Source organism: Qipengyuania gaetbuli, from assembly GCF_009827315.1.
GTDB lineage: Bacteria > Pseudomonadota > Alphaproteobacteria > Sphingomonadales > Sphingomonadaceae > Qipengyuania > Qipengyuania gaetbuli.
Genome location: NZ_WTYF01000004.1, coordinates 582,962 through 601,494, shown reverse-complemented (window position 1 = coordinate 601,494; position 18,533 = coordinate 582,962). Strand labels below are relative to the sequence as shown.

Below are 18,533 nucleotides of genomic sequence, written 5' to 3'. Positions count from 1 at the left end.
GTTTAACGTTCGACCCTTCGGACGCGGTTCCGGCCCTGCGTCTTCGCATCGTACATCGCCGCGTCGGCGCGCTGCAGGCTGAGGTCGACAGTCTCGCCGCGGTCGTGGTGCGTAAGCCCGATCGACGCGCTGAGTGCGCCGGCGGGCAGCCCCACCGCCTCGTGAAGCTGTGAGAAGGCCTCCCGCAGATCCTCGGCGAAGACCAATGCCTTCGCCGCGTCCGGCTCGTCGATGAACAGGCAGAACTCTTCCCCGCCAAGCCGGGCGGCGAAGTGATAGCCCGGACCATAGTCGCGCATGACGTCGCGCATCAGCTTGCTTGCCTCGATCAGCGCGCGGTCGCCCATGTCATGGCCGAAACTGTCGTTGAGCTTCTTGAAATGGTCGAGGTCGATCAGGAGCATGTGCGCCGTATCGTTATGGGCGCCTTCGACCAGCCGTTCCTCGAACAGCGCGCGGCGATTGTACAGGCCGGTCAACGGATCGTGCCCGGCAAGAAATTCAGCATGGGCCAGCGCCTCGGCCAGGTCCTCGTTCAGCCGTCGGTTCTCGACCAGCATATCGGCCGATGCCTCGCGCTGGCGGACATTGGCGAAAGCGAAGATCAGCACGCCTGCCGCCAGCAACGTAACGCCGACCGAATAGACGAAGGCCGCGTCGGGTTCGCCGAGCATGACGCCGGCGAACAGGGTAATCAGGAAACCAGCGACATAGGCCAGTGTCGGGAGGCGCAGCGTAGCCGTCATGGTGACGATGAGCGCCACGCCGACCAGCGTGCCGCCTGCGACCAGCACCCTGAGAGGGTGGTCGACCGTGGGATCGAGGGAGGGGAGAAGGAGGTAGGCCCAGCTCATCCCGCCGAAAAACAGCATGACCCCCAGCAAACGGAGCGCCGGTTCGAGCGGCGCGCCCTTCTCGATCCGGGAGCGCAGGTGATTGTAGGAAAGGTGTGCCCCGACAAGCGCCAGCACGCGCATGAGCAGGGGCAGGATATAGGCCGAGGCATTCGGCAGGAAGCTGGCTGCACCGGCGAACAGGATTACCGAAAGCACATTGGCAGGAAATGCGCGGTGCTCGGTAATGAGCACCGAACGCACGGTTTCCCGCCAGCTTTCACGAACCCAGTCCGCATCCCGTTCTGTAACGGTCCCGAATGCCTGCGCCTCGGACAAGCGCGCCCCCTGTTATTGCTCCGGACTGTCTCGCCCGCTAAATGGCGGCGCCTATGGCATGTTTCACATGAACGGGAAATGATAATAATAAATGTCGCTGAATATCCGTATGATAACCTGATTATTGCTCAGATTTCGCGCGGATCGTCGTAACTTGCATCCATGAAAATCTGTGCGCGACGTTCGGACCGGAACTCAAGCCCGCGGGCAATCTGACCGGCTGCATGGGTATATTCGAGCTCTGCCGCGATGGCCTCGTAATCGCGTGCGCGAATGGCCTCGTTGAGCCGGGGACTCTCGCTTTGGGATACATTGCCGAGGCCCACATTGTAGACGAGATCTAGCAGGGCATCGAATTCGTGCTGGTAGAGCGGCAGCGTGCCGACCAGCTTGCGAACGCCCTGTTCTGCAATCCGCAGGTCGCGGTCGAGCAGTGCCAGCACCCGGTCCTCGTCGATCCGGTCACCGACCCTGAGGTTGTCACCGGGTGTTACAAGATGTCCGACGCCAACGGTGGGATAGCCCGCGACGTCGCGGTACACCGTGTAGCGGACGCCTTCCTCCTCGATCAGCGCCTGCTTGAACGCGTCGCTTGCCTTCAGCAGCGCGGCGGGCAGCCTGATGGTCCGTTCCGTGTCGTCGAGAGAGAGCGTGTTCGCCGAAACCCTGTCACCTGATTGCTGGATCGGCGGACCCGTAAAGGCGGTCAGCCCCATCGCGCCGGCGCCCATCATCAGGGTTGCGCGCTTGCGGGCGGAAAGGCGGGGCTTCACACCGAAGACTGCCTGCGCGGCCTTGCGGGCGCGCTTCAAATCCTTGCGGTGGTCGCGATGGCCCTTGATCCGCGAGAGCAGGCCCCTGGCCCCCTTTTGCTGCCCGGCGTGCGGCGTCGAGGTCCATTTCTCGTCATCGAGCGGCCTGTCGTAATCGCTGAACAGCGCGCGGATGCGCTCGGTCTGGAGCTGGTTGGCAACGGATGACGGACACTGGGAGGGCAGGGGCGGCATGGCCCCTTGGTCCTTCTCGGTTTCCTGCGTCATCTCGTGATGGTCCTAAACTGCGAATGGTGGTCGGCTGTCGCTTCACTCACTCAACGGTCGGCAAGCCGCGAAAGGTCCACGGCTTGCCGCTCGCAAACCTCCATTCGGCATTCGGACCCTATGGCCTGATCGGCGGGGGCGAAGGAGGTGGCGGCGGCCTCGGCTGGGCGGGCGGTGCGGGAGGTGGCTCGGGCGGGTTTAGCACGCTGTCCTCGGTCTGGAGGTGGAGCTCGCGCCCCTTCTCGCCGGTGCCGTCGATCAGCACGATGGAATGCGGACCGGTCCTGACGACGGCAGGGCTGGCAGCCAGCATCCGCATCACTTCCCAGGCACCCTTGTCGGCGGCCCGTTCGACCGCCTTGCAGTTGCCGGGATCGCCTTCGACGCGGGACAGGCGGGCATCCTCGCCCCACCTGATGGCGACGGGCGTCTCCGGGCATTGCGACCAGACTATCCGGCGCGGGCCAATGGTGATGACGCCTGCATTCTCGCCGATGCCGAAACCGGAATGTCCCCAGCCGTCGTAATTGTTTGCCGAAATGGGAATCCAGCGGCCCGTTATCTCCGAAAGTTCGGGAGTATTGGCGAGGCGCCATGCCTCGGGCCTGACGAGGACCAGCTCGCCCGCCGCGCTTGTCAGAATTATCCGGTCCTCGCCTGGTCGGGTCACTTCCGGGTTGGAACCGAAGAACCCGAAGAAGCGCCCGTCGCGGTCTTCCCAGTCGGGCGGGCATCCCATCAACGTTTGCAAGCGCGATCCGTCGCCCGTGTCGCGCAGGATCGCGTCCGCGCCCAGGCTGGCGGCATTGCCTGAATGGTTGCAGCCGACCGAATAGGACAGGCCGTCCTTTCCAACCTGCACATAGGCACGGCGCCAAGGCGTGCCGTTCTGCCAGCCCGGTTCGAAATCCCCGAAACTCTGCACCAGCCAGAAGCCCTCGATATCCTCCAGCGAAGTGACCGGATCGCCCGGCCAGGTCGACGAGCTTTCGGTTTGGGTCGCGGCTGGCTGGTCTGCCGCGGGTCCGGAGCATGCCCCTAGCCAAGCCATTGAGAGTAGGGCGGTAAAACCGGCGCGGTGCAGCTGGGCGATCATGGTGGAGAAACGCACTGCAGCGCCATCGGGGTCCCGCGCTTGCATTCGCGCCGGCCTTTCCCACATCGCTGGAACTCTCGCGCCGCTCGTCCGCTCCCTGTTGCAGGGCCCTTCGCGCGGAACGCGGCCCTCTTGACCAAAGCGAACAATTCGGGAACACGCTCTCCCCATGGCACTTACGCAAATCTCGGTACGCGGCGCGCGTGAACACAACCTCAAGGGCGTCGATATCGACCTGCCGAGGGACAGCCTGATCGTGATCACCGGGCTGTCGGGCTCGGGCAAGTCGAGCCTGGCGTTCGACACGATCTATGCCGAAGGGCAGCGGCGCTATGTCGAGAGCCTGTCGGCCTATGCGCGCCAGTTCCTCGAGATGATGCAGAAGCCCGATGTCGAGCATATCGACGGCCTCAGCCCTGCGATCTCGATCGAGCAGAAGACCACCAGCCGCAACCCGCGCTCAACCGTGGCGACGGTTACCGAGATTTACGACTACATGCGCCTGCTGTGGGCGCGGGTGGGCGTGCCCTATTCGCCCGCCACCGGCCTGCCGATCGAGGCGCAGACCGTCTCCAACATGGTCGACCGCGTGATGGCGCTGCCCGAAGGCACGCGGCTCTACCTGCTCGCGCCGGTGGTGCGCGGGCGCAAGGGCGAATACCGCAAGGAACTGGCCGAATGGCAGAAGGGCGGCTTCACCCGCGTGCGCATCGACGGCAAGATGTACGCGATCGAGGACGCGCCCGCGCTCGACAAGAAATTCAAGCACGACATCGAGGTGGTGGTCGATCGCCTCGCCGTGAAGGAAGGCATCGAAACGCGTCTGGCCGACAGTTTCGAACAGGCGCTGAAGCTGGCCGAGGGGCTGGCCTATGTCGACCTCGCCGACGGCGTCGTGCCGGGCAGGGAGGGCGAGGCCGACAGCGGCGGCGCGATGAAGGGTGCCGGCATCCCCGCCAACCGCATCGTCTTCTCCGAGAAGTTCTCCTGTCCCGTCTCCGGCTTCACAATCGAGGAGGTCGAGCCGCGTCTGTTCTCGTTCAATGCGCCGCAGGGGGCCTGCCCGACGTGTGACGGGATCGGCGAAAAGCAGCTGTTCGACCCGCAGCTGGTCGTCCCCAACGAAGCGCTGAGCCTCAAGAAGGGCGCCGTGGTGCCCTGGGCCAAGTCGAACCCGCCGTCGCCCTATTACATGCAGGTGCTCGCGAGCCTTGCGAAGGAATACGAGTTCAGCCTCGAAACCCCGTGGGAGGATTTCGACCGCGAGATCCGCGAGATCATCCTCTACGGCACCCGCGGCCGGGCCATCCCGCTCACCTTCAAGGACGGGCGCAAGGAATACACCGTCCGCAAGCCGTTCGAAGGCGTCATCGGCAACCTCAACCGCCGCATGCTGCAGACCGAAAGCGCCTGGATGCGCGAGGAGCTGGCCAAGTTCCAGACCGCCCAGCCGTGCGAGACCTGCCACGGCAAGCGTCTCAACGAGAAGGCGCTCAGCGTGAAGATCGCCGGAACCGACATCGCCACGCCCACCAAGATGAGCGTCGCCGATGCGAAGAAGTGGTTCCTCGCGCTGCCCGACCAGCTGAACGACACGCAGCGCCAGATCGCGCAGGCCATCCTCAAGGAAATCAACGAGCGGCTGGGCTTTCTCGACAATGTCGGGCTCGATTACCTCAACCTCGACCGCACCAGCGGCACGTTGAGCGGCGGGGAGAGCCAGCGCATCCGCCTCGCATCGCAGATCGGCAGCGGCCTGTCGGGCGTGCTCTACGTGCTCGACGAGCCCAGCATCGGCCTCCACCAGCGCGACAACGACCGGCTGCTGGAAACGCTCAAGCGCCTGCGCGATCTCGGCAACACGGTCATCGTGGTTGAACATGACGAGGACGCGATCCGCGCCGCCGACCACGTGGTCGACCTCGGCCCGGGCGCGGGCGTCCACGGGGGCGAGGTGGTGGCGCAGGGCACGCTCAAACAGGTGCTCAAGTCCAAGACCTCGCTCACCGCCGCCTATCTCAACGGCACGCGCGAGATCACCGTCCCCGCCGTCCGGCGCAAGGGCAACGGCCACCAGCTGACCGTCCACGGCGCGCGGGCGAACAACCTTCAGGACGTGACCGCCAGCCTGCCGCTCGGCACCTTCACCTGCATCACCGGCGTATCGGGCAGCGGCAAGTCGTCCTTCACTATCGACACGCTCTACGCCTCTGCGGCGCGCGCCCTGAACGGCGCACGCGTGGTCGCAGGCGCGCACGACAAGGTCACCGGCCTCGAATATTGCGACAAGGTGATCGAGATCGACCAGTCGCCCATCGGCCGCACCCCGCGCTCCAACCCGGCGACCTACACCGGCGCCTTCACCCAGATCCGCGACTGGTTCGCCGGCCTGCCGGAAGCGCAGGCGCGCGGTTACAAGCCCGGCCGCTTCAGCTTCAACGTCAAGGGCGGCCGCTGCGAGGCGTGCCAGGGCGACGGGCTGATCAAGATCGAGATGCACTTCCTGCCCGACGTCTACGTCACCTGCGAGGAATGCGGCGGCAAGCGCTACAACCGCGAAACGCTGGAGGTGAAGTTCAAGGGCCACTCCATCGCCGACGTGCTCGACATGACGATCGAGGATGCGGAGGAATTCTTCAAGGCCGTCCCCCCGATCCGCGACAAGATGCACATGCTGAACGAGGTGGGCCTGGGCTACGTCAAGGTCGGCCAGCAGGCGACCACGCTGTCAGGCGGGGAGGCGCAGCGCGTGAAGCTGGCGAAGGAACTGTCGAAGCGCAGCACCGGCCAGACGCTCTACATCCTCGACGAGCCCACCACCGGCCTGCACTTCGAGGACGTGCGCAAGCTGCTCGAAGTGCTTCACCGGCTGGTGGACCAAGGCAATTCGGTTGTGGTGATCGAGCACAATCTCGACGTCATCAAGACCGCGGACCACATCCTCGACCTGGGCCCCGGCGGCGGCGTGCGCGGCGGCAAGATCGTAGCGCAGGGCACGCCGGAGGACGTGGCTGAGGTGCCGGAGAGCTATACGGGGCAGTACCTCAAGCCGATGCTGGAACGGCAGCGGGAGGCGGCGGAGTAGTCATGCAACATACATGGACATATATTATATAATACACCATAGAGCGATTCTCAACGAAGGAGAATTGCTATGTCTAAGAAATATCAAAAACTCACAGAGTACCTCGCATCAATCGACGATACCGAATGGGAAGCAACCTTCGAGCAGATCGAGAGGGTTCTCGGATTCCGCTTGCCAGAAAGCGCGAGGCAGCATCAGGCTTGGTGGTCGAACCAGATGCGCTCGCAAAGCCTCGGCTGGCAATTGGCCGGCTGGAAGACCACCGCGCTCGATCTCGAAAATGAGCGAGTGACGCTGGTTTATGTGGCGGGTGACGATCCCGACAAGCGCAGCGCAAACGCCAAACCGCTGACCATTCAGGCCGCCAAGGACGGATTGGCAGCCGCTTTCGGGGTGGACCCGAGCCAGGTCGAGATCACTATCCGTGCCTGAAGGACGAGCCAGCCGACTGCAGGGGCTGGCGAATTCCTTGGTTGTGATCGAACACAATCTCGACGTCATCAAGACCGCCGACCACATCCTCGACCTCGGCCCCGGCGGCGGCGTGCGTGGCGGCAGAATCGTCGCGCAGGGCACGCCGGAGGACGTGGCGGAGGTGCCGGAGAGCTATACCGGGCAGTACCTCAAGCCGATGCTGGCACGGCAGCGGGAAGCGGGTTAGTAGGGCTGAGCTAAAGTTTAAATGATAGCCGAGGGACGTCATCGAATTTCCAGAGCGCTGCGATCATGCCCCGCTCTTCCGATGTGATTATTTCGGTCCCTGTCGCATCTTCCAATGCGTCTACTCGTCGTAAAATTTCATAGCGTGCGTCCATCGTGAACGGGCCCAATCCTTCGGAGCCATTTCGGCGCTTCTTCCAGCGTGCATTTGGGTCGTTGCGGAATTCAGCGAGCCAATTTCTGAACTCCAGAAACGGGGACAATTGGGTATACCCAGAACGAATAAGCTTCTCAGCTGACTTGTCTTTTCGCACAACTGTACAGGTCCAGCATCCAAATCTGCCTGATCCGCACGGCGGACTTTGAGGAGATTTGATGATCGGACACTCACCCGAAGCTCCCCTGTAAAGATCCTCTAAATCAGACGCGCTAATTGACCGAGGCTTAGTCAATCCAAAGATTGCATCCCACACTGCAGGCACGTCTAATTCTAAAATCGGCAGGTAGACGTCGTAAGAGAACGTTGACTCCCTCTGTCTTTGCCAGTGGCTAGAGCCATTTTTCTCCAACGAACGCGTGCGTTGCTGACTTTCATCGCGGCGCAATCCCAGTGCAACGACAGATTGCTCAGCAGTGGCCGCCTTCAAGAAAGAGGCTACCGGATTGATGCGCAGTGCCTTCGTACACCATCGGAAGCTGTTGGTCGGCGGCGGATAACCGCGACCGATAATCTTCACGAAGAAAGACTCTTGCACCGGTGCTTTCAGAATTGTCGTCCTGATGGGGAGCCCATCAAGTTCCGCTTCGCGATTTATGTCTTGAATTTGATTCTTGATGTATTTGTCGAGTATCTGGTTCTCGACGCCCGTGTCGCAATAAATCAAATCGAAGAATGGTGGCTTCTTCGTCGCGAGTTTCCAGGCCGAGAGTAAAATTTTTAGCGTGGCGGTAGAGTCCTTGCCGCCTGAGTAGCCAACTATCCACCTACTATCATGCCTTACCTCCAGCGCCTCTGCAGAATGTTCAATCGCAGATAAAACGGGGTCATTCATCTACGAGCCTTTTCGAAGTCCGCTTTGATTTCTGCAGAGCGGTAATCGCGCATGTACTCAAGTTGCTCTGTGCTCAACTTGACATGCTTTTTGGTAACAACAGATTGGAGCAGCAGGGAAGCAATTCCTATTGTCGCAAATAAAATATAGATTTGACCGCTATCAAAAATACCAAAGTAGTAAGTAAAAAAAGAAAATAAAGAAAATATGATAGATATCACGGAAAGGTCTGCGAGGCTTGTCCAGATAAAGCCATTGGACATAATTATCTCCGATTTCACCTCTAGAGTTTTGTCGCGATCAATTTGACGATAGAAGATATTCATTATCTTCGATTCCGGAGTCTTTCCGTCATCCGGCTCCCCTATGATTTCGAAGATTATCTTTCGGATATTCCCTTTTATCTCTTTATGGTAGCCGTGGTTTGTCCACTTTCTAAGCGGAAGCGCGCTGTAAGCGAGCACTGTCAGCAACGCAGGAAGGTTGAAGAGAGCGCTCTCGAAACTCTTTGGGGCTGCTAGCGCGGGAAGCCCGAGATTCTCCGCTGCAATGGATTGGAATGAGAGAAAAATGAAAACGGGAACCGCTAGCCTCCATTTTTTCAACGATGCTCTCGTCATTCGATCCTCCTGCAGTTTATCTAGCTATTGGCAGTGATTGTCGTTGCAAATCCCTGGCCTAGGAATTTCCACTCCCATAGTGCCCAAGAACTTCAACAAGTGGTTGAATTTTGGATGTCCTACTCGCCAAACCCCCTATAACTAACCCGGTTCACTCCACTCCATGAGGTGAACCATGAACGCTCTCGTCCCCATCGAACCCGCTCCCACCGCCGGCCCGCACGGGGAGGGGCACACCGTGTTCTCACCCGCGCGGCAGGCGGAGTTTCTCGCCAGTCTCCAGCTGTTCGGCAATGTCCGGTTTGCGTGCCGCGCCGCGCGGGTCTCGGCGCAGACGGCCTATCGCCAGCGGCGGGCGTCGGCGGCGATCGCGCGGGCGTGGGATGCGGCGCTGCTCGCGGCGCGCGCGCATGCGGAGGCTACGCTGGCGGAGCGGGCGATCGAGCGGGTGGAGGAGGCGGGGTTCTACCACGGCGAGGAGGTCGCGCGGCGGCGGCGCTATGACAGCCGCCTGCTGCTCGCGCACCTGGCGCGGCTCGACCGGTTGGAGGAGCGGCCCGAGGTGGTCGCGGCGCTCGCCACGCTCGACGGGGATATCGAGACCTTGCGCGAAGGGTGCGCGCTGGAAGACCGGCCCAGAGCCGATGCTGCCGATTCTGCGGAGGCCGCCGGAAATTCTCCCCAGGACCCTGTTCCATCCGTTCCACCCTGTAGGATGTGCGGAGGGCAATGCGACGATCCGGACGCCAAGCTGACGCAGGCCGATTGCCAGTGGTTCGGCAACCGGCTCGAGCGGTTCTACGACGCGCGGCCCGATGGCGTGGAGAGCTTTGCCCAGCTCGCCGGGTGGGAGCTCGACCGCCACGAGGTGGAGGCGGTGCAGATGGAAGCCTTCGAGGCGGGCGTACCCGAATGGTGGCTGCTCACTACGGAGGAGGAGCTGGCGGCGGCGCTGCGCGCATCGGGCGGGGGCGATTGTGCTAACCTGTCCGAAGGCGTACCTTCCCCTGCGGAAGGGGAGAGATCATGCGTGCAGGAAACTGGTTCATAGCGCTGGGGGCACTCGCACTGCCCTGCGCGGCGCAGGCGGCGGCCTACATGAAGTTCGACGGCATCAAGGGCGAAAGCCGGATCGCCGCAATGGGCTTCAAGGGCGAGGGCGAGGGCTTCACCGGCGGCGTCAGGGTCGCGAGCGGGGACGTGACCGGCGACGGCACGGCCGATGCGAGCGGTGATGGCCGGACCGATGCGGGCGACTACACGGTGTGGCGGGACTCCGCCGGGGCTGCCTCGGCCGCTCCGGGCGATGTGGCGGCGCCGGGTCCGAGACCGCAGGCGGCCAGCCTGCTGCTCCCCGCGGTGCAGAAGGTGCGCGAGGTGGCCGCGGCGCGGCCTGCAGGCATGGCGTGCGAGGTCGGCGCGACCCTGCGCAACCTGACCATCCGCAACGAGGAAACCGCACAGGTGGTGCGCGTGCCAATGGCGACCGTCACGGCCTGCTCTGCCGAGCAGGTGACGCTCAACTTCTCGAAGGTGGAGGCGATGGATCCGGCGGAGCGGCCCCGCAGGGCCAGGACGCGCGAATAAGGGGTGCGCGGGGCGCTCGCTCAGTCGAGCAGCGCCAGTTCCACTTCGCCGTGGCCGCGGTTGACGATGCCGATCTCCTCTGCCGCGGCGCGCGACAGGTCGATCGTGCGGCCGCCGTGGAAGGGGCCGCGGTCGTTGATGCGGACCACCACCGACTTGCCGGTGCGCGGGTTGGTCACCGAAACGCGGCTGCCGAAGGGCAGGGTGCGGTGCGCGGCGGTATAGCTGTTCATGTCGAACCGCTCCCCGCTGGCAGTGCGGCGGCCGTGGAAACGCTTGCCGTAATAGGAGGCGACGCCCGATCCGAGCGAGGTGCCCGCAGGTTCCGCCTCGACGACCGGCTCGATCGTGGCGAGGTCGACCACCTCCGGACCCGGCGCAGGCGCTTCGGGCAGAGGCGCGTAGGCGGCGAAAGTGGTCGCGAACTGGGTGTCGGTTACTGGGGTAAGTTCACGCTCTTCGGAATGACCGGCGGTACCGGGCAGCGTGAGGGCTGCGAAGAAGAGCATGCTGCGTAGCGCGCGTTTGGCCATGAATGGACCTCCCGTTCGGTTCGGGAGGCTATAGAGGACCCCGCAAGCCGAGTCGTTAAGGCCAGGGGCGGCTGCCTCGATTTGGCCACAGTTCGTCGCGATTGCGCCTTCGCGGCGCGGACCGGGCGCGCTTTCCTACAGCATGTCGTGGGTGGCACAGGGCAATCACACTATCGCGTGATTCGAGAGTCTGCATGCCTTGTCTGGAAGAAGCGGGAATGCGGGAAGGGAAGCCCCAAAGCAAATGGGGCCGGCATTGCTGCCGACCCCACTCTCACCGATGCGTGGTCTTGTCCGAAGACGAGAGCTTGGCATCCGATGCTTTTCCCTTCTGTCCGTCCGAAGACGGTCTTCCGGGTCTGTCACCGGCGCTCGCACCGGCATCCGGCTCCACCCTCCAATCAGCCCGGTCCGGTCGCGTCGTGGCCGAAGCCATTCGCTTACCTTCCCCAGCCGACCTTCGACGGGCGGCTCCGCAGCCCGACCTTCCGTTGATGGCCGGAGCCTCGAGCGGTTGCATCACCATCCGGTCCGAAGACCATTCTGCGACGCCTCCTCGGCATCCGACCGGGTTGGTCCGGCCCGTAATGGGATGTTACGCGTCTCCGTCATCGACCCACCTTGCGTCTGGCCGAAGCCTTCTGCACGAGGGTCTCGAAAGTCGCGCGGACAGATCCCGCTACGTCTTTCCGGTTCCGAATTTCCCAAATCTTTCAGGCCGTTAGACCGTCTGGACCGGAAGCTTTCTTCGCCGTTCCGATGAATTGAAGCTGCGCCTGATCGCCCGATTCTTCAAGCTTGCAAGACGCGAGTTATCCACTTTCCCCCGAATTCGCTGTGGACGGAGGTGGATAAGTCAACGGTTCGTCGCAATTTCCGGAAGGCGAGCGCTGGGAATGCGCAATTTTGCGCTTCCTGCACGCGATTTCACGCAATTACCGGTCGCGCTTGGCCAGCAGGCGGAGGCGCAGGGCGTTGAGCTTGATGAAGCCTTCAGCGTCCTTCTGGTCATAAGCGCCCGCATCGTCCTCGAAGGTGACGTGCGCTTCGGAATAGAGGCTGTTGGGCGACTTGCGGCCCACCACCATCGCATTGCCCTTGTAGAGCTTGAGCCGGACGGTGCCGGACACCTTTTCCTGACTGAGGTCGACGGCAGCTTGCAGCATCTCGCGCTCGGGGCTGAACCACAGGCCGTTGTACACCAGCTCGGCATAGCGCGGCATGAGCTCGTCCTTGAGATGCGCCGCCCCGCGATCGAGCGTGATCTGCTCGATCCCGCGGTGGGCACGGGCGTAGATCTCGCCGCCGGGGGTTTCGTACATCCCGCGGCTCTTCATGCCGACAAAGCGGTTTTCCACGAGGTCGAGACGGCCGATACCATGCGTGCGCCCGAGATCGTTCAGCGCGGCGAGTAGGGTCGCCGGGCTCATCGCCTCGCCATTCAGGGCAACGCCGTCGCCCTTCTCGAAATCGATCGTGATGTATTCGGGCGTGTCCGGCGCGTTCTCCGGATGGTCGGTGCGCGAATAGACGTAATCGGGCGTCTCTTCCCACGGATCCTCCAGCACCTTTCCTTCCGAAGATGTGTGCAGCAGGTTCGCATCGGTCGAAAACGGGCTTTCGCCGCGCTTGTCCTTGGGGACGGCGATCTGGTGCGCTTCGGCCCATGCGATCAGGGCAGTGCGGCTCGTCAGATCCCATTCGCGCCACGGGGCGATCACCTTGATGTCGGGATCGAGCGCATAGGCCGAGAGTTCGAAGCGCACCTGGTCGTTGCCCTTGCCGGTCGCGCCATGCGCAATGGCGTCCGCGCCGGTTTCGTGCGCGATCTCGACGAGGCGCTTGGAAATCAGCGGGCGCGCGATCGAGGTGCCGAGCAGGTAGTCGCCTTCATAGCGGGCATTGGCGCGCATCATCGGGAAGACGAAATCGCGCACGAATTCCTCGCGCAGGTCCTCGATGAAGATGTGCTGGTCCGGGATGCCCATGGCGCGCGCCTTGGCCCGGGCCGGTTCGATTTCCTCGCCTTGGCCGAGGTCGGCGGTGAACGTGACGACTTCGAGACCGCGTTCCACTTCGAGCCACTTGGCGATGACGGAGGTATCGAGGCCGCCGGAATAGGCGAGGACGACACGCTTGATATCGGACATTCGGACACACCTTTCGATTAAGGGGGGCGCCGCTAGCAGGAGCGCGACGCTGTAGGCAATCAAGAAGCGCTAAGTTGCGGGAAAGATGGCGCGCTGACTGGTTCGGCGCGAGGCAAGACCCTAGATTGGCAGGACACGGCGGGGGAGGGCGTAGCTGATGGGCATGTGGAGCAAGGCGAAAGGGCTGGCGCAGCAGGCCCCGCCAGAACGCAACCGCTATGTCGATTTCCTGCGCGCCCTGTCGATCCTTGCCGTCGTGGTCGGGCACTGGCTGGTAGCTGCGCCCTATGTCGATGCGAGCGGAAAGGTGGTCGGCGGCCATCTGCTCGGGATACTGCCCTGGTCGCAATGGCTCACCTGGAGCTTCCAGGTCATGCCGGTGTTCTTCCTCGTGGGCGGCTATTCCAACGGCGTGAGCTGGGCTTCGACCCGCGCGAAGGGCGGCCATTATTCCGACTGGTTCGCCAGCCGCATCCAGCGCCTGATCAACCCCGTATTCCCCGTGCTGCTGGTCTGGGCCTCATTCGCCTTTGCCGCCACGCAATTGGGGATGGCGCGCGAGACGGTGCGGATGGCGGTCTTCCTTGCGCTGATCCCGGTGTGGTTCCTCGCGGTCTATCTGCTGGTGACCGCGCTCGCCCCGCTGACGTGGAAGCTGTGGGAGAGGCTGGGCTTCGGCAGCGTCGCCCTGCTGGTGGCAGGCGCGGTTGTGGTAGACTGGCTGACGCTAGCGCGCGGCGTGCCTTACGTGAACTTTGCGAATTTCATCTTCGTGTGGGTCGGCATCCACCAGCTCGGTTATGCCTGGCAGCAGGGGAGGCTGGGGCCGAACAAGGCGCTGGCGCTGTTCCTCGTGGGCCTCGCCGTGCTGCTCGGCCTCACCGTCTATGGCCCGTACCCCATCGCCATGATTGGCGTGCCGGGGGCAGAGATCACCAATTCCATGCCGCCCACGCTCGCGCTGCTGGCACTGGGCATGACGCAGAACGGGCTGGTGCTGGCGCTGGAGCCCTGGGGCAGGAAGCTGCTCGACAATCTGACGGTCTGAACCGCGACCGTGCTGATGAACGGCATGAACATGACCGTCTATCTCTGGCACCTGACGGCCTACGTGCTGGTGATGGTGGCGACATGGCTTTCAGGAGGCATCGGCCTGCGCGTCATGCCGGGCACTGGCGAATGGTGGCTGGGCCGGCCTGTATGGTTCGCGCTCTGGATCGCGGCCCTGCTGCCGCTGATCGCGATCTTCGCCCGCTACGAGCGCGGCAGCGTCCCCGCCGCCCGCGAGCGCCCGGTACCCCGCCTGCGCCTCGTCATCGGCATGATCGCGATCTGCGTGGGGCTGGCCATGACCGCCGCCATCAGCATCGCCAGTCCGGAAGGGGTGACCGGCGTGCGGCTATGGGTGGTGGCGCTGCCCTTCGTGGGAGCGGCGCTGGTGGGGTTCGGGCCGGTGTATCGGTGGGCGAAAGGCTGACTAACGAGGTAAGAGCTTCGCCTCCGCCTCGGCCATATAGTCGCGGGTGAACGGCAGGGCGTGGCGGCTGCGGGCGAACTGGATCTGGTAGTTGCCCATGCCGCCCCATTCGAAGGCCGCTGTCGCCCCGGCGAGGTAGAAGGTCCACATGCGGTAGAAGCGCTCGTCGTACATGGCGACGATAGACTCGCGGTTCGCCTCGCACTTGGCGTACCAGGCGCGCAGGGTCTTCGCGTAGTGCAGGCGCAGCGTCTCGACGTCGGTCGCGATCAGGCGGTACCTCTCGCTTGCCGCGACCGTCTCGGACAGGGCAGGGATGTAGCCGCCGGGGAAGATGTACTTGCGCGTGAAGGCATCGGTCGTCCCGGGCGATCCGAAGCGGCCGATGGTGTGCAGCAGCATCACGCCGTCTGCCTTCAAAAGCGCGGTACAGGCCTGGAAGAAGGCTTCGAACTGCGGGCGGCCGACGTGTTCGAACATGCCGACGGACACGATCCGGTCGAAGCTTTCGCCCCGCGCGGCAAGATCGCGGTAGTCGACGAGTTCGAACTGCACGCGGTCGCTCACGCCGGCTTCGCTCGCCCGGACGCGGGCCAATGACAGTTGCTCTTCGGACAACGTAATGCCGTGGACGCGCACGTCGCAGTGCCGGGCAAGGTAGATCGCCATGCCGCCCCAGCCGCAGCCGATGTCCAGCACGTGCTGGCCGGGTGCGATCGCCAGCTTCGCCGCGATATGCGCCAGCTTGGCCTCCTGCGCCTCGGCGAGTGTCGTCGTCTGCGTCGTCCAGTAGGCGCAGCTGTATTGCATGTGCTCGGCATCGAGCATCAGCCGGTAGAAGTCGTTCCCGATGTCGTAGTGATGGGCGATGTTGCGCTTGGCACCGATCCGGTTGTTGACCGATTCCCGCGCGAAGCCGAGCGAATTGAGAACCCGCTTGCGCAGGCTCGGCCCGCGCAGTTCGCCGCCGCGGTCCCAGGGCTGGTTGCTGCGCATGAGTTCGACGAGCTCCATGATCCCGCCGCGCTCGACCACCAGCCGCCCGTCCATGAAGGCCTCCGCCGCGCCGAGCCGGGGATCGAGGAGGATGTCTCGCGGCGCGCTGTTATCGGTGAAGCGGATGGCGACGTCACGAAAGCCCTCTGCGGGCGTTCCAAGCTTCTCGTGCGTGCCGTCGGCATAAGCGACCTCCAGCGTGCCGGATTTGACCACCGATCCCAGGAAGCGCGTGAGAAGTCGCTTGCTCATGAGCACGATGGATATGCGTTTTCGCACGCGCTGTTAAGTGACCTGTCGCGCCCGGCGGCGCGTGGTGGTAGGCTTCATCCCATGGCAGAGGCGAAAACCACGATCACGGACCAGTCGCCTGCGGACTTCATCGCCGGGGTGGAACCCGAGCGGCGCCGGGAGGAGGCGCTCGTCCTCGATGCCCTGTTCCGCAAGGTGACCGCGGAACAGCCCGTCATGTGGGGGCCGTCGATCATCGGCTATGGCCAGTACCGGACAACCTATGCCAGTGGACGCGACGTGCACTGGATGCGGACCGGTTTCAGCCCTCGCAAGGCGAAGCATTCGCTCTACCTGATGGGCGGCTATTGCGACGAGCTGACCGGCCAGCGCCGCGATGCGCTGCTGGCGAAGCTGGGCAAGTACTCCACCGGCAAAAGCTGCCTCTACATCAACAAGCTCGCCGACGTGGACATGGCGGTGCTGGAAGAGATGCTTCGCAACGACTGGGACGCGATGGCGCGGCTCTACCCCGAATAGTCAGATCCCCGCGTACCACTGGTATCCGGCGCGATCTTCCCAGTAGCCCCCTTTTCCGCCGCCGATATCGTCGAGGCTGGCGACCGCTTCGATGGCCGTGAGATACTTGGCGTGCTTGTAGCCCAGCTGCCGCTCGATCCGCATGCGCAACGGCGCCCCGTTGCGGATCGGCAGCGGTTCGCCGTTCAGCAAGTGCGCCACGATGGTCTGCGGGTGGTAGGCATCGATGAGGTCGACGCTCTCGTAATAGTCCTGCCCTTTGAGGTTGTCGGCGCAGCGGAACACGATGAACTTCGCTTCTGGCTTCAGCTTGGCCGCATCGAGCAGCACGGACAGCTGCGGCCCGGTCCATTCCCCGATCGCGCTCCATCCTTCCACGCAATCGTGGCGCGTGACCTGCGTGCGCTGCGGCAGGCGCCTGATGTTGTCGAGGCTGAGCGAAAGCGGTGTTTCCACCATCCCCCGCACTTCCAGCCGCCAGTCGGCAAATCCGTTCGCCGCCTGTGCGGGATAGTCCCCGTTCTGGGGATCGACCGAGCCATTGCCGCGGAAAAAGGGAGAGACTGCACTGCGCGGGAATTCCGGGGCCAGCGCCTTGCGGTCCTGCAGGAAACGGTGCGCGTTCTTGTGCCAGCCTTCCGCAGCGCCGAGCAGGCGCGATCCCGTCTCGCTTTCGGCAATCTTGTTGCAGCCAGCGACGAATGCCGCGCCCATGACGGCAAGGAACCCTCTACGCTTCATCGCTGCGGCCCCCTGTAATCATCGCGCCCACCTGCTTCACCGGACCGGACAGCAGCACGAGTGCCAGGTGGACAAGAAAGAAGCCGAACAGTGCGAAGGCGAAGATGAAGTGCAGGCTGCGCGCCGATTGCCTGCCTCCGAGCAAGTCGACCATCCAGCCGAGCACCGGCTCGATACCCGGGCTGATTGCGAGTCCCGTGAACACCATCATCGGGAGGAACACGCCGAGGACGAGTCCGTAGGCGAGCTTCTGGAGGAAGTTGTACTTGCCGCCGCCGTGGTCGAAATCGAGCTTCAGGTGACGGAGGATGTCTTCGCGGATTGCCGGCCAGCGCCATTCGCTGCGCGCGGTCGCGATGTCGCGACGGAAATGCCGGTTCAGCAGCATCGCGGCCCACATGAAAAGCAATCCCAGCGCAAAGGGCCAGGCCGTCAGGATGTGCCAGTCCCGCGCAAGTGCGAGGTCGTAATAGCCGGGAATGGTCATCCAGTCGGGAAAGCGGGGCACTTCGAGCCATGCCTGCGAGCGCGAGAAGCCCCAATCGCCCCAGTAGAGCAGCCGGTGCGCGTTCGAGATGGTGAGGCCCGACATGAACAGGACCACCACGCACACGAGGTTCACCCAGTGCCACATCCTCGTGGAAAGGGCGTGGCGCTTCACGATGCCCCGGCCCCTTCGCGGGCGAGATAGATGACATCGCGGTCCTGCCGCATGAGGTGCTGCCCGCTGTCGATGTAGAGCGTCTGGCCGCTCGCCAGCGCTCCCGAAGCGAGGAAAAGGGCGGCATCCGCGATTTCAGCGGGTCCGGTACGGCGGGCGAGCAGGTTCAGGCGGTGCGACACTTCGGCTTCCGCGTCGGACTGGTCGTGGCTCGGCAGGATTGCACCAGGCGCCAATCCGTAGATCCGGTCGTCGGGCTGCGCTGCGCCCATCGCCAGCATCGGGATGGTCGCGTCCAGCGCGTGCTTGCTCATGGTGTAGCTGAAGAAGTCGGGGTTGGGGTTGCGCAGCTTCTGGTCGGTGACCTGAATGACCCTGCGACCGCCCTGCGCCCGGGCATGGGCGAGAAAGGCCTGCGCCATGCGCGCGGGTGTCTGGGCGTTGACCTGCATCGCCCGTTCGTTCGTCGGCAGGTCGAGCGCGGTTACATCGTCCCACTCGAACAGCGAGGCATTGTTGACCAGCACCCGCCAGTCATCGAGCCGTTCTGTCAGATTGCCGATCATCGCCAACGCCGCCTGCATGTCGGACAGGTCGCAGCGGACCGTTTCGGCAGAGGGCAGGGTGGCGGCGAGCGCTTCAGCCTCGTCGCTGGAATCGCGGTAGTGGATGACCACGTGCCATCCGGCAGCGGCAAAGGCGCGGCTGATCGCGGCACCGATCCGTGCCGCTCCGCCCGTCACGAGCACGGCAGGAGCGCTCATCGCGTACTCCTACAGGGTGGAACGGATGGAACACGGTCCTGCAGCAAAAACGCCGCCCCCGACGGATCGGGAGCGGCGCCATGTATCTTGGGAAGGCTTTGCGGTCCTTGCATGCCCAACGCCTAGCG

Annotated in this window: 18 protein-coding genes and 1 pseudogene; 8 read left to right on the top strand and 11 right to left on the bottom strand. The window is 63.6% G+C overall.

Features of this window, described 5'->3' with window-relative positions:
* Positions 1-2 precede the first annotated feature (2 nt).
* From GRI42_RS05220 to GRI42_RS05210, 3 genes are all read right to left on the bottom strand, one after another.
* Complete coding sequence (locus GRI42_RS05220) at positions 3-1,172, bottom strand: GGDEF domain-containing protein (protein WP_160607281.1); 1,170 nt, start codon at positions 1,170-1,172, stop codon at positions 3-5.
* A 128-nt stretch (positions 1,173-1,300) separates the two neighbouring features.
* Positions 1,301-2,212: a lysozyme gene (locus GRI42_RS05215; RefSeq protein WP_234033850.1), complete on the bottom strand. Its 912-nt coding sequence runs from the start codon at positions 2,210-2,212 to the stop codon at positions 1,301-1,303.
* Positions 2,213-2,330: 118 nt separating this feature from the next.
* On the bottom strand, positions 2,331-3,353 hold the full coding sequence (locus tag GRI42_RS05210) for an META domain-containing protein (RefSeq protein ID WP_160607280.1): 1,023 nt from the start codon (positions 3,351-3,353) through the stop codon (positions 2,331-2,333).
* Positions 3,354-3,477: 124 nt separating this feature from the next.
* On the opposite strand from GRI42_RS05210, the gene uvrA reads away from it, so the two are divergent.
* The 3 genes and pseudogenes from uvrA to GRI42_RS05195 all read left to right on the top strand — a co-directional run.
* Positions 3,478-6,393, top strand: coding sequence for an excinuclease ABC subunit UvrA (uvrA, locus tag GRI42_RS05205; protein WP_160607279.1), 2,916 nt, complete (start codon positions 3,478-3,480; stop codon positions 6,391-6,393).
* 69 nt (positions 6,394-6,462) lie between these two features.
* A complete protein-coding gene (locus GRI42_RS05200; protein ID WP_160607278.1) occupies positions 6,463-6,825 on the top strand; it encodes a DUF7662 domain-containing protein in 363 nt (120 codons plus the stop codon).
* A 31-nt stretch (positions 6,826-6,856) separates the two neighbouring features.
* Positions 6,857-7,054: pseudogene (locus GRI42_RS05195) on the top strand (hypothetical protein); the annotation flags it as partial.
* 10 nt (positions 7,055-7,064) lie between these two features.
* Here GRI42_RS05195 and GRI42_RS05190 read toward each other — a convergent pair.
* Both GRI42_RS05190 and GRI42_RS05185 read right to left on the bottom strand, forming a co-directional pair.
* Positions 7,065-8,105 carry a phosphoadenosine phosphosulfate reductase domain-containing protein gene (locus GRI42_RS05190; protein WP_160607277.1) on the bottom strand — a complete coding sequence of 347 codons (1,041 nt, stop codon included), beginning with the start codon at positions 8,103-8,105 and terminating at the stop codon, positions 7,065-7,067.
* Positions 8,102-8,725 (bottom strand): hypothetical protein, encoded by a 624-nt coding sequence (locus tag GRI42_RS05185; protein WP_160607276.1) that lies wholly within the window; start codon positions 8,723-8,725, stop codon positions 8,102-8,104. Before GRI42_RS05185 ends, GRI42_RS05190 begins: the two co-directional genes overlap by 4 nt.
* Before the next feature lie 175 nt (positions 8,726-8,900).
* Here GRI42_RS05185 and GRI42_RS05180 point away from each other — a divergent pair, with 175 nt between their 5' ends.
* The gene (locus tag GRI42_RS05180) at positions 8,901-9,776 is read left to right on the top strand and encodes a hypothetical protein (RefSeq protein ID WP_160607275.1); all 876 of its coding nucleotides are present in this window, start codon (positions 8,901-8,903) and stop codon (positions 9,774-9,776) included.
* Positions 9,752-10,312, top strand: coding sequence for a hypothetical protein (locus GRI42_RS05175; RefSeq protein ID WP_160607274.1), 561 nt, complete (start codon positions 9,752-9,754; stop codon positions 10,310-10,312). Before GRI42_RS05180 ends, GRI42_RS05175 begins: the two co-directional genes overlap by 25 nt.
* 20 nt (positions 10,313-10,332) lie before the next feature.
* Here the strand turns inward: GRI42_RS05175 and GRI42_RS05170 are convergent, their stop codons facing one another.
* Both GRI42_RS05170 and GRI42_RS05165 read right to left on the bottom strand, forming a co-directional pair.
* The gene (locus tag GRI42_RS05170) at positions 10,333-10,845 is read right to left on the bottom strand and encodes a septal ring lytic transglycosylase RlpA family protein (protein ID WP_160607273.1); all 513 of its coding nucleotides are present in this window, start codon (positions 10,843-10,845) and stop codon (positions 10,333-10,335) included.
* A 935-nt stretch (positions 10,846-11,780) separates the two neighbouring features.
* Positions 11,781-12,995: an argininosuccinate synthase gene (locus GRI42_RS05165; RefSeq protein WP_160607272.1), complete on the bottom strand. Its 1,215-nt coding sequence runs from the start codon at positions 12,993-12,995 to the stop codon at positions 11,781-11,783.
* Positions 12,996-13,152: 157 nt separating this feature from the next.
* On the opposite strand from GRI42_RS05165, the gene GRI42_RS05160 reads away from it, so the two are divergent.
* Together GRI42_RS05160 and GRI42_RS05155 are read left to right on the top strand one after the other, a co-directional pair.
* Positions 13,153-14,043 carry an acyltransferase family protein gene (locus GRI42_RS05160; protein ID WP_160607271.1) on the top strand — a complete coding sequence of 297 codons (891 nt, stop codon included), beginning with the start codon at positions 13,153-13,155 and terminating at the stop codon, positions 14,041-14,043.
* A gap of 15 nt (positions 14,044-14,058) precedes the next feature.
* Complete coding sequence (locus GRI42_RS05155; protein WP_234033848.1) at positions 14,059-14,472, top strand: hypothetical protein; 414 nt, start codon at positions 14,059-14,061, stop codon at positions 14,470-14,472.
* Here the strand turns inward: GRI42_RS05155 and GRI42_RS05150 are convergent, their stop codons facing one another.
* A complete protein-coding gene (locus GRI42_RS05150; protein ID WP_160607269.1) occupies positions 14,473-15,720 on the bottom strand; it encodes an SAM-dependent methyltransferase in 1,248 nt (415 codons plus the stop codon).
* Between the two features lie 81 nt (positions 15,721-15,801).
* Between GRI42_RS05150 and GRI42_RS05145 the strand changes: the two genes are divergently transcribed.
* On the top strand, positions 15,802-16,239 hold the full coding sequence (locus GRI42_RS05145; RefSeq protein ID WP_160607268.1) for a DUF1801 domain-containing protein: 438 nt from the start codon (positions 15,802-15,804) through the stop codon (positions 16,237-16,239).
* Here GRI42_RS05145 and GRI42_RS05140 read toward each other — a convergent pair whose 3' ends face one another.
* From GRI42_RS05140 to GRI42_RS05130, 3 genes are read right to left on the bottom strand one after another with little or no spacing between them, the layout of a single operon-like run.
* Positions 16,240-16,980: a molybdopterin-dependent oxidoreductase gene (locus tag GRI42_RS05140; RefSeq protein ID WP_160607267.1), complete on the bottom strand. Its 741-nt coding sequence runs from the start codon at positions 16,978-16,980 to the stop codon at positions 16,240-16,242.
* The gene (locus GRI42_RS05135) at positions 16,970-17,641 is read right to left on the bottom strand and encodes a cytochrome b/b6 domain-containing protein (protein ID WP_160607266.1); all 672 of its coding nucleotides are present in this window, start codon (positions 17,639-17,641) and stop codon (positions 16,970-16,972) included. Before GRI42_RS05135 ends, GRI42_RS05140 begins: the two co-directional genes overlap by 11 nt.
* On the bottom strand, positions 17,638-18,405 hold the full coding sequence (locus GRI42_RS05130; RefSeq protein ID WP_160607265.1) for an SDR family oxidoreductase: 768 nt from the start codon (positions 18,403-18,405) through the stop codon (positions 17,638-17,640). The genes GRI42_RS05135 and GRI42_RS05130 overlap by 4 nt, the downstream gene beginning before the upstream one ends.
* Positions 18,406-18,533 lie beyond the last annotated feature (128 nt).

What these genes read in the sequence shown, in the direction of transcription:
- GRI42_RS05215 (WP_234033850.1), bottom strand. Translation starts at nt 2,212, where the DNA reads ATGACGCAGGAAACCGAGAAGGACCAAGGGGCCATGCCGCCCCTGCCC.
- GRI42_RS05210 (WP_160607280.1), bottom strand. Translation starts at nt 3,353, where the DNA reads ATGCAAGCGCGGGACCCCGATGGCGCTGCAGTGCGTTTCTCCACCATG.
- uvrA (WP_160607279.1), top strand. Translation starts at nt 3,478, where the DNA reads ATGGCACTTACGCAAATCTCGGTACGCGGCGCGCGTGAACACAACCTC.
- GRI42_RS05200 (WP_160607278.1), top strand. Translation starts at nt 6,463, where the DNA reads ATGTCTAAGAAATATCAAAAACTCACAGAGTACCTCGCATCAATCGAC.
- GRI42_RS05190 (WP_160607277.1), bottom strand. Translation starts at nt 8,105, where the DNA reads ATGAATGACCCCGTTTTATCTGCGATTGAACATTCTGCAGAGGCGCTG.
- GRI42_RS05185 (WP_160607276.1), bottom strand. Translation starts at nt 8,725, where the DNA reads ATGACGAGAGCATCGTTGAAAAAATGGAGGCTAGCGGTTCCCGTTTTC.
- GRI42_RS05180 (WP_160607275.1), top strand. Translation starts at nt 8,901, where the DNA reads ATGAACGCTCTCGTCCCCATCGAACCCGCTCCCACCGCCGGCCCGCAC.
- GRI42_RS05175 (WP_160607274.1), top strand. Translation starts at nt 9,752, where the DNA reads ATGCGTGCAGGAAACTGGTTCATAGCGCTGGGGGCACTCGCACTGCCC.
- GRI42_RS05170 (WP_160607273.1), bottom strand. Translation starts at nt 10,845, where the DNA reads ATGGCCAAACGCGCGCTACGCAGCATGCTCTTCTTCGCAGCCCTCACG.
- GRI42_RS05165 (WP_160607272.1), bottom strand. Translation starts at nt 12,995, where the DNA reads ATGTCCGATATCAAGCGTGTCGTCCTCGCCTATTCCGGCGGCCTCGAT.
- GRI42_RS05160 (WP_160607271.1), top strand. Translation starts at nt 13,153, where the DNA reads ATGGGCATGTGGAGCAAGGCGAAAGGGCTGGCGCAGCAGGCCCCGCCA.
- GRI42_RS05155 (WP_234033848.1), top strand. Translation starts at nt 14,059, where the DNA reads ATGAACGGCATGAACATGACCGTCTATCTCTGGCACCTGACGGCCTAC.
- GRI42_RS05150 (WP_160607269.1), bottom strand. Translation starts at nt 15,720, where the DNA reads ATGAGCAAGCGACTTCTCACGCGCTTCCTGGGATCGGTGGTCAAATCC.
- GRI42_RS05145 (WP_160607268.1), top strand. Translation starts at nt 15,802, where the DNA reads ATGGCAGAGGCGAAAACCACGATCACGGACCAGTCGCCTGCGGACTTC.
- GRI42_RS05140 (WP_160607267.1), bottom strand. Translation starts at nt 16,980, where the DNA reads ATGAAGCGTAGAGGGTTCCTTGCCGTCATGGGCGCGGCATTCGTCGCT.
- GRI42_RS05130 (WP_160607265.1), bottom strand. Translation starts at nt 18,405, where the DNA reads ATGAGCGCTCCTGCCGTGCTCGTGACGGGCGGAGCGGCACGGATCGGT.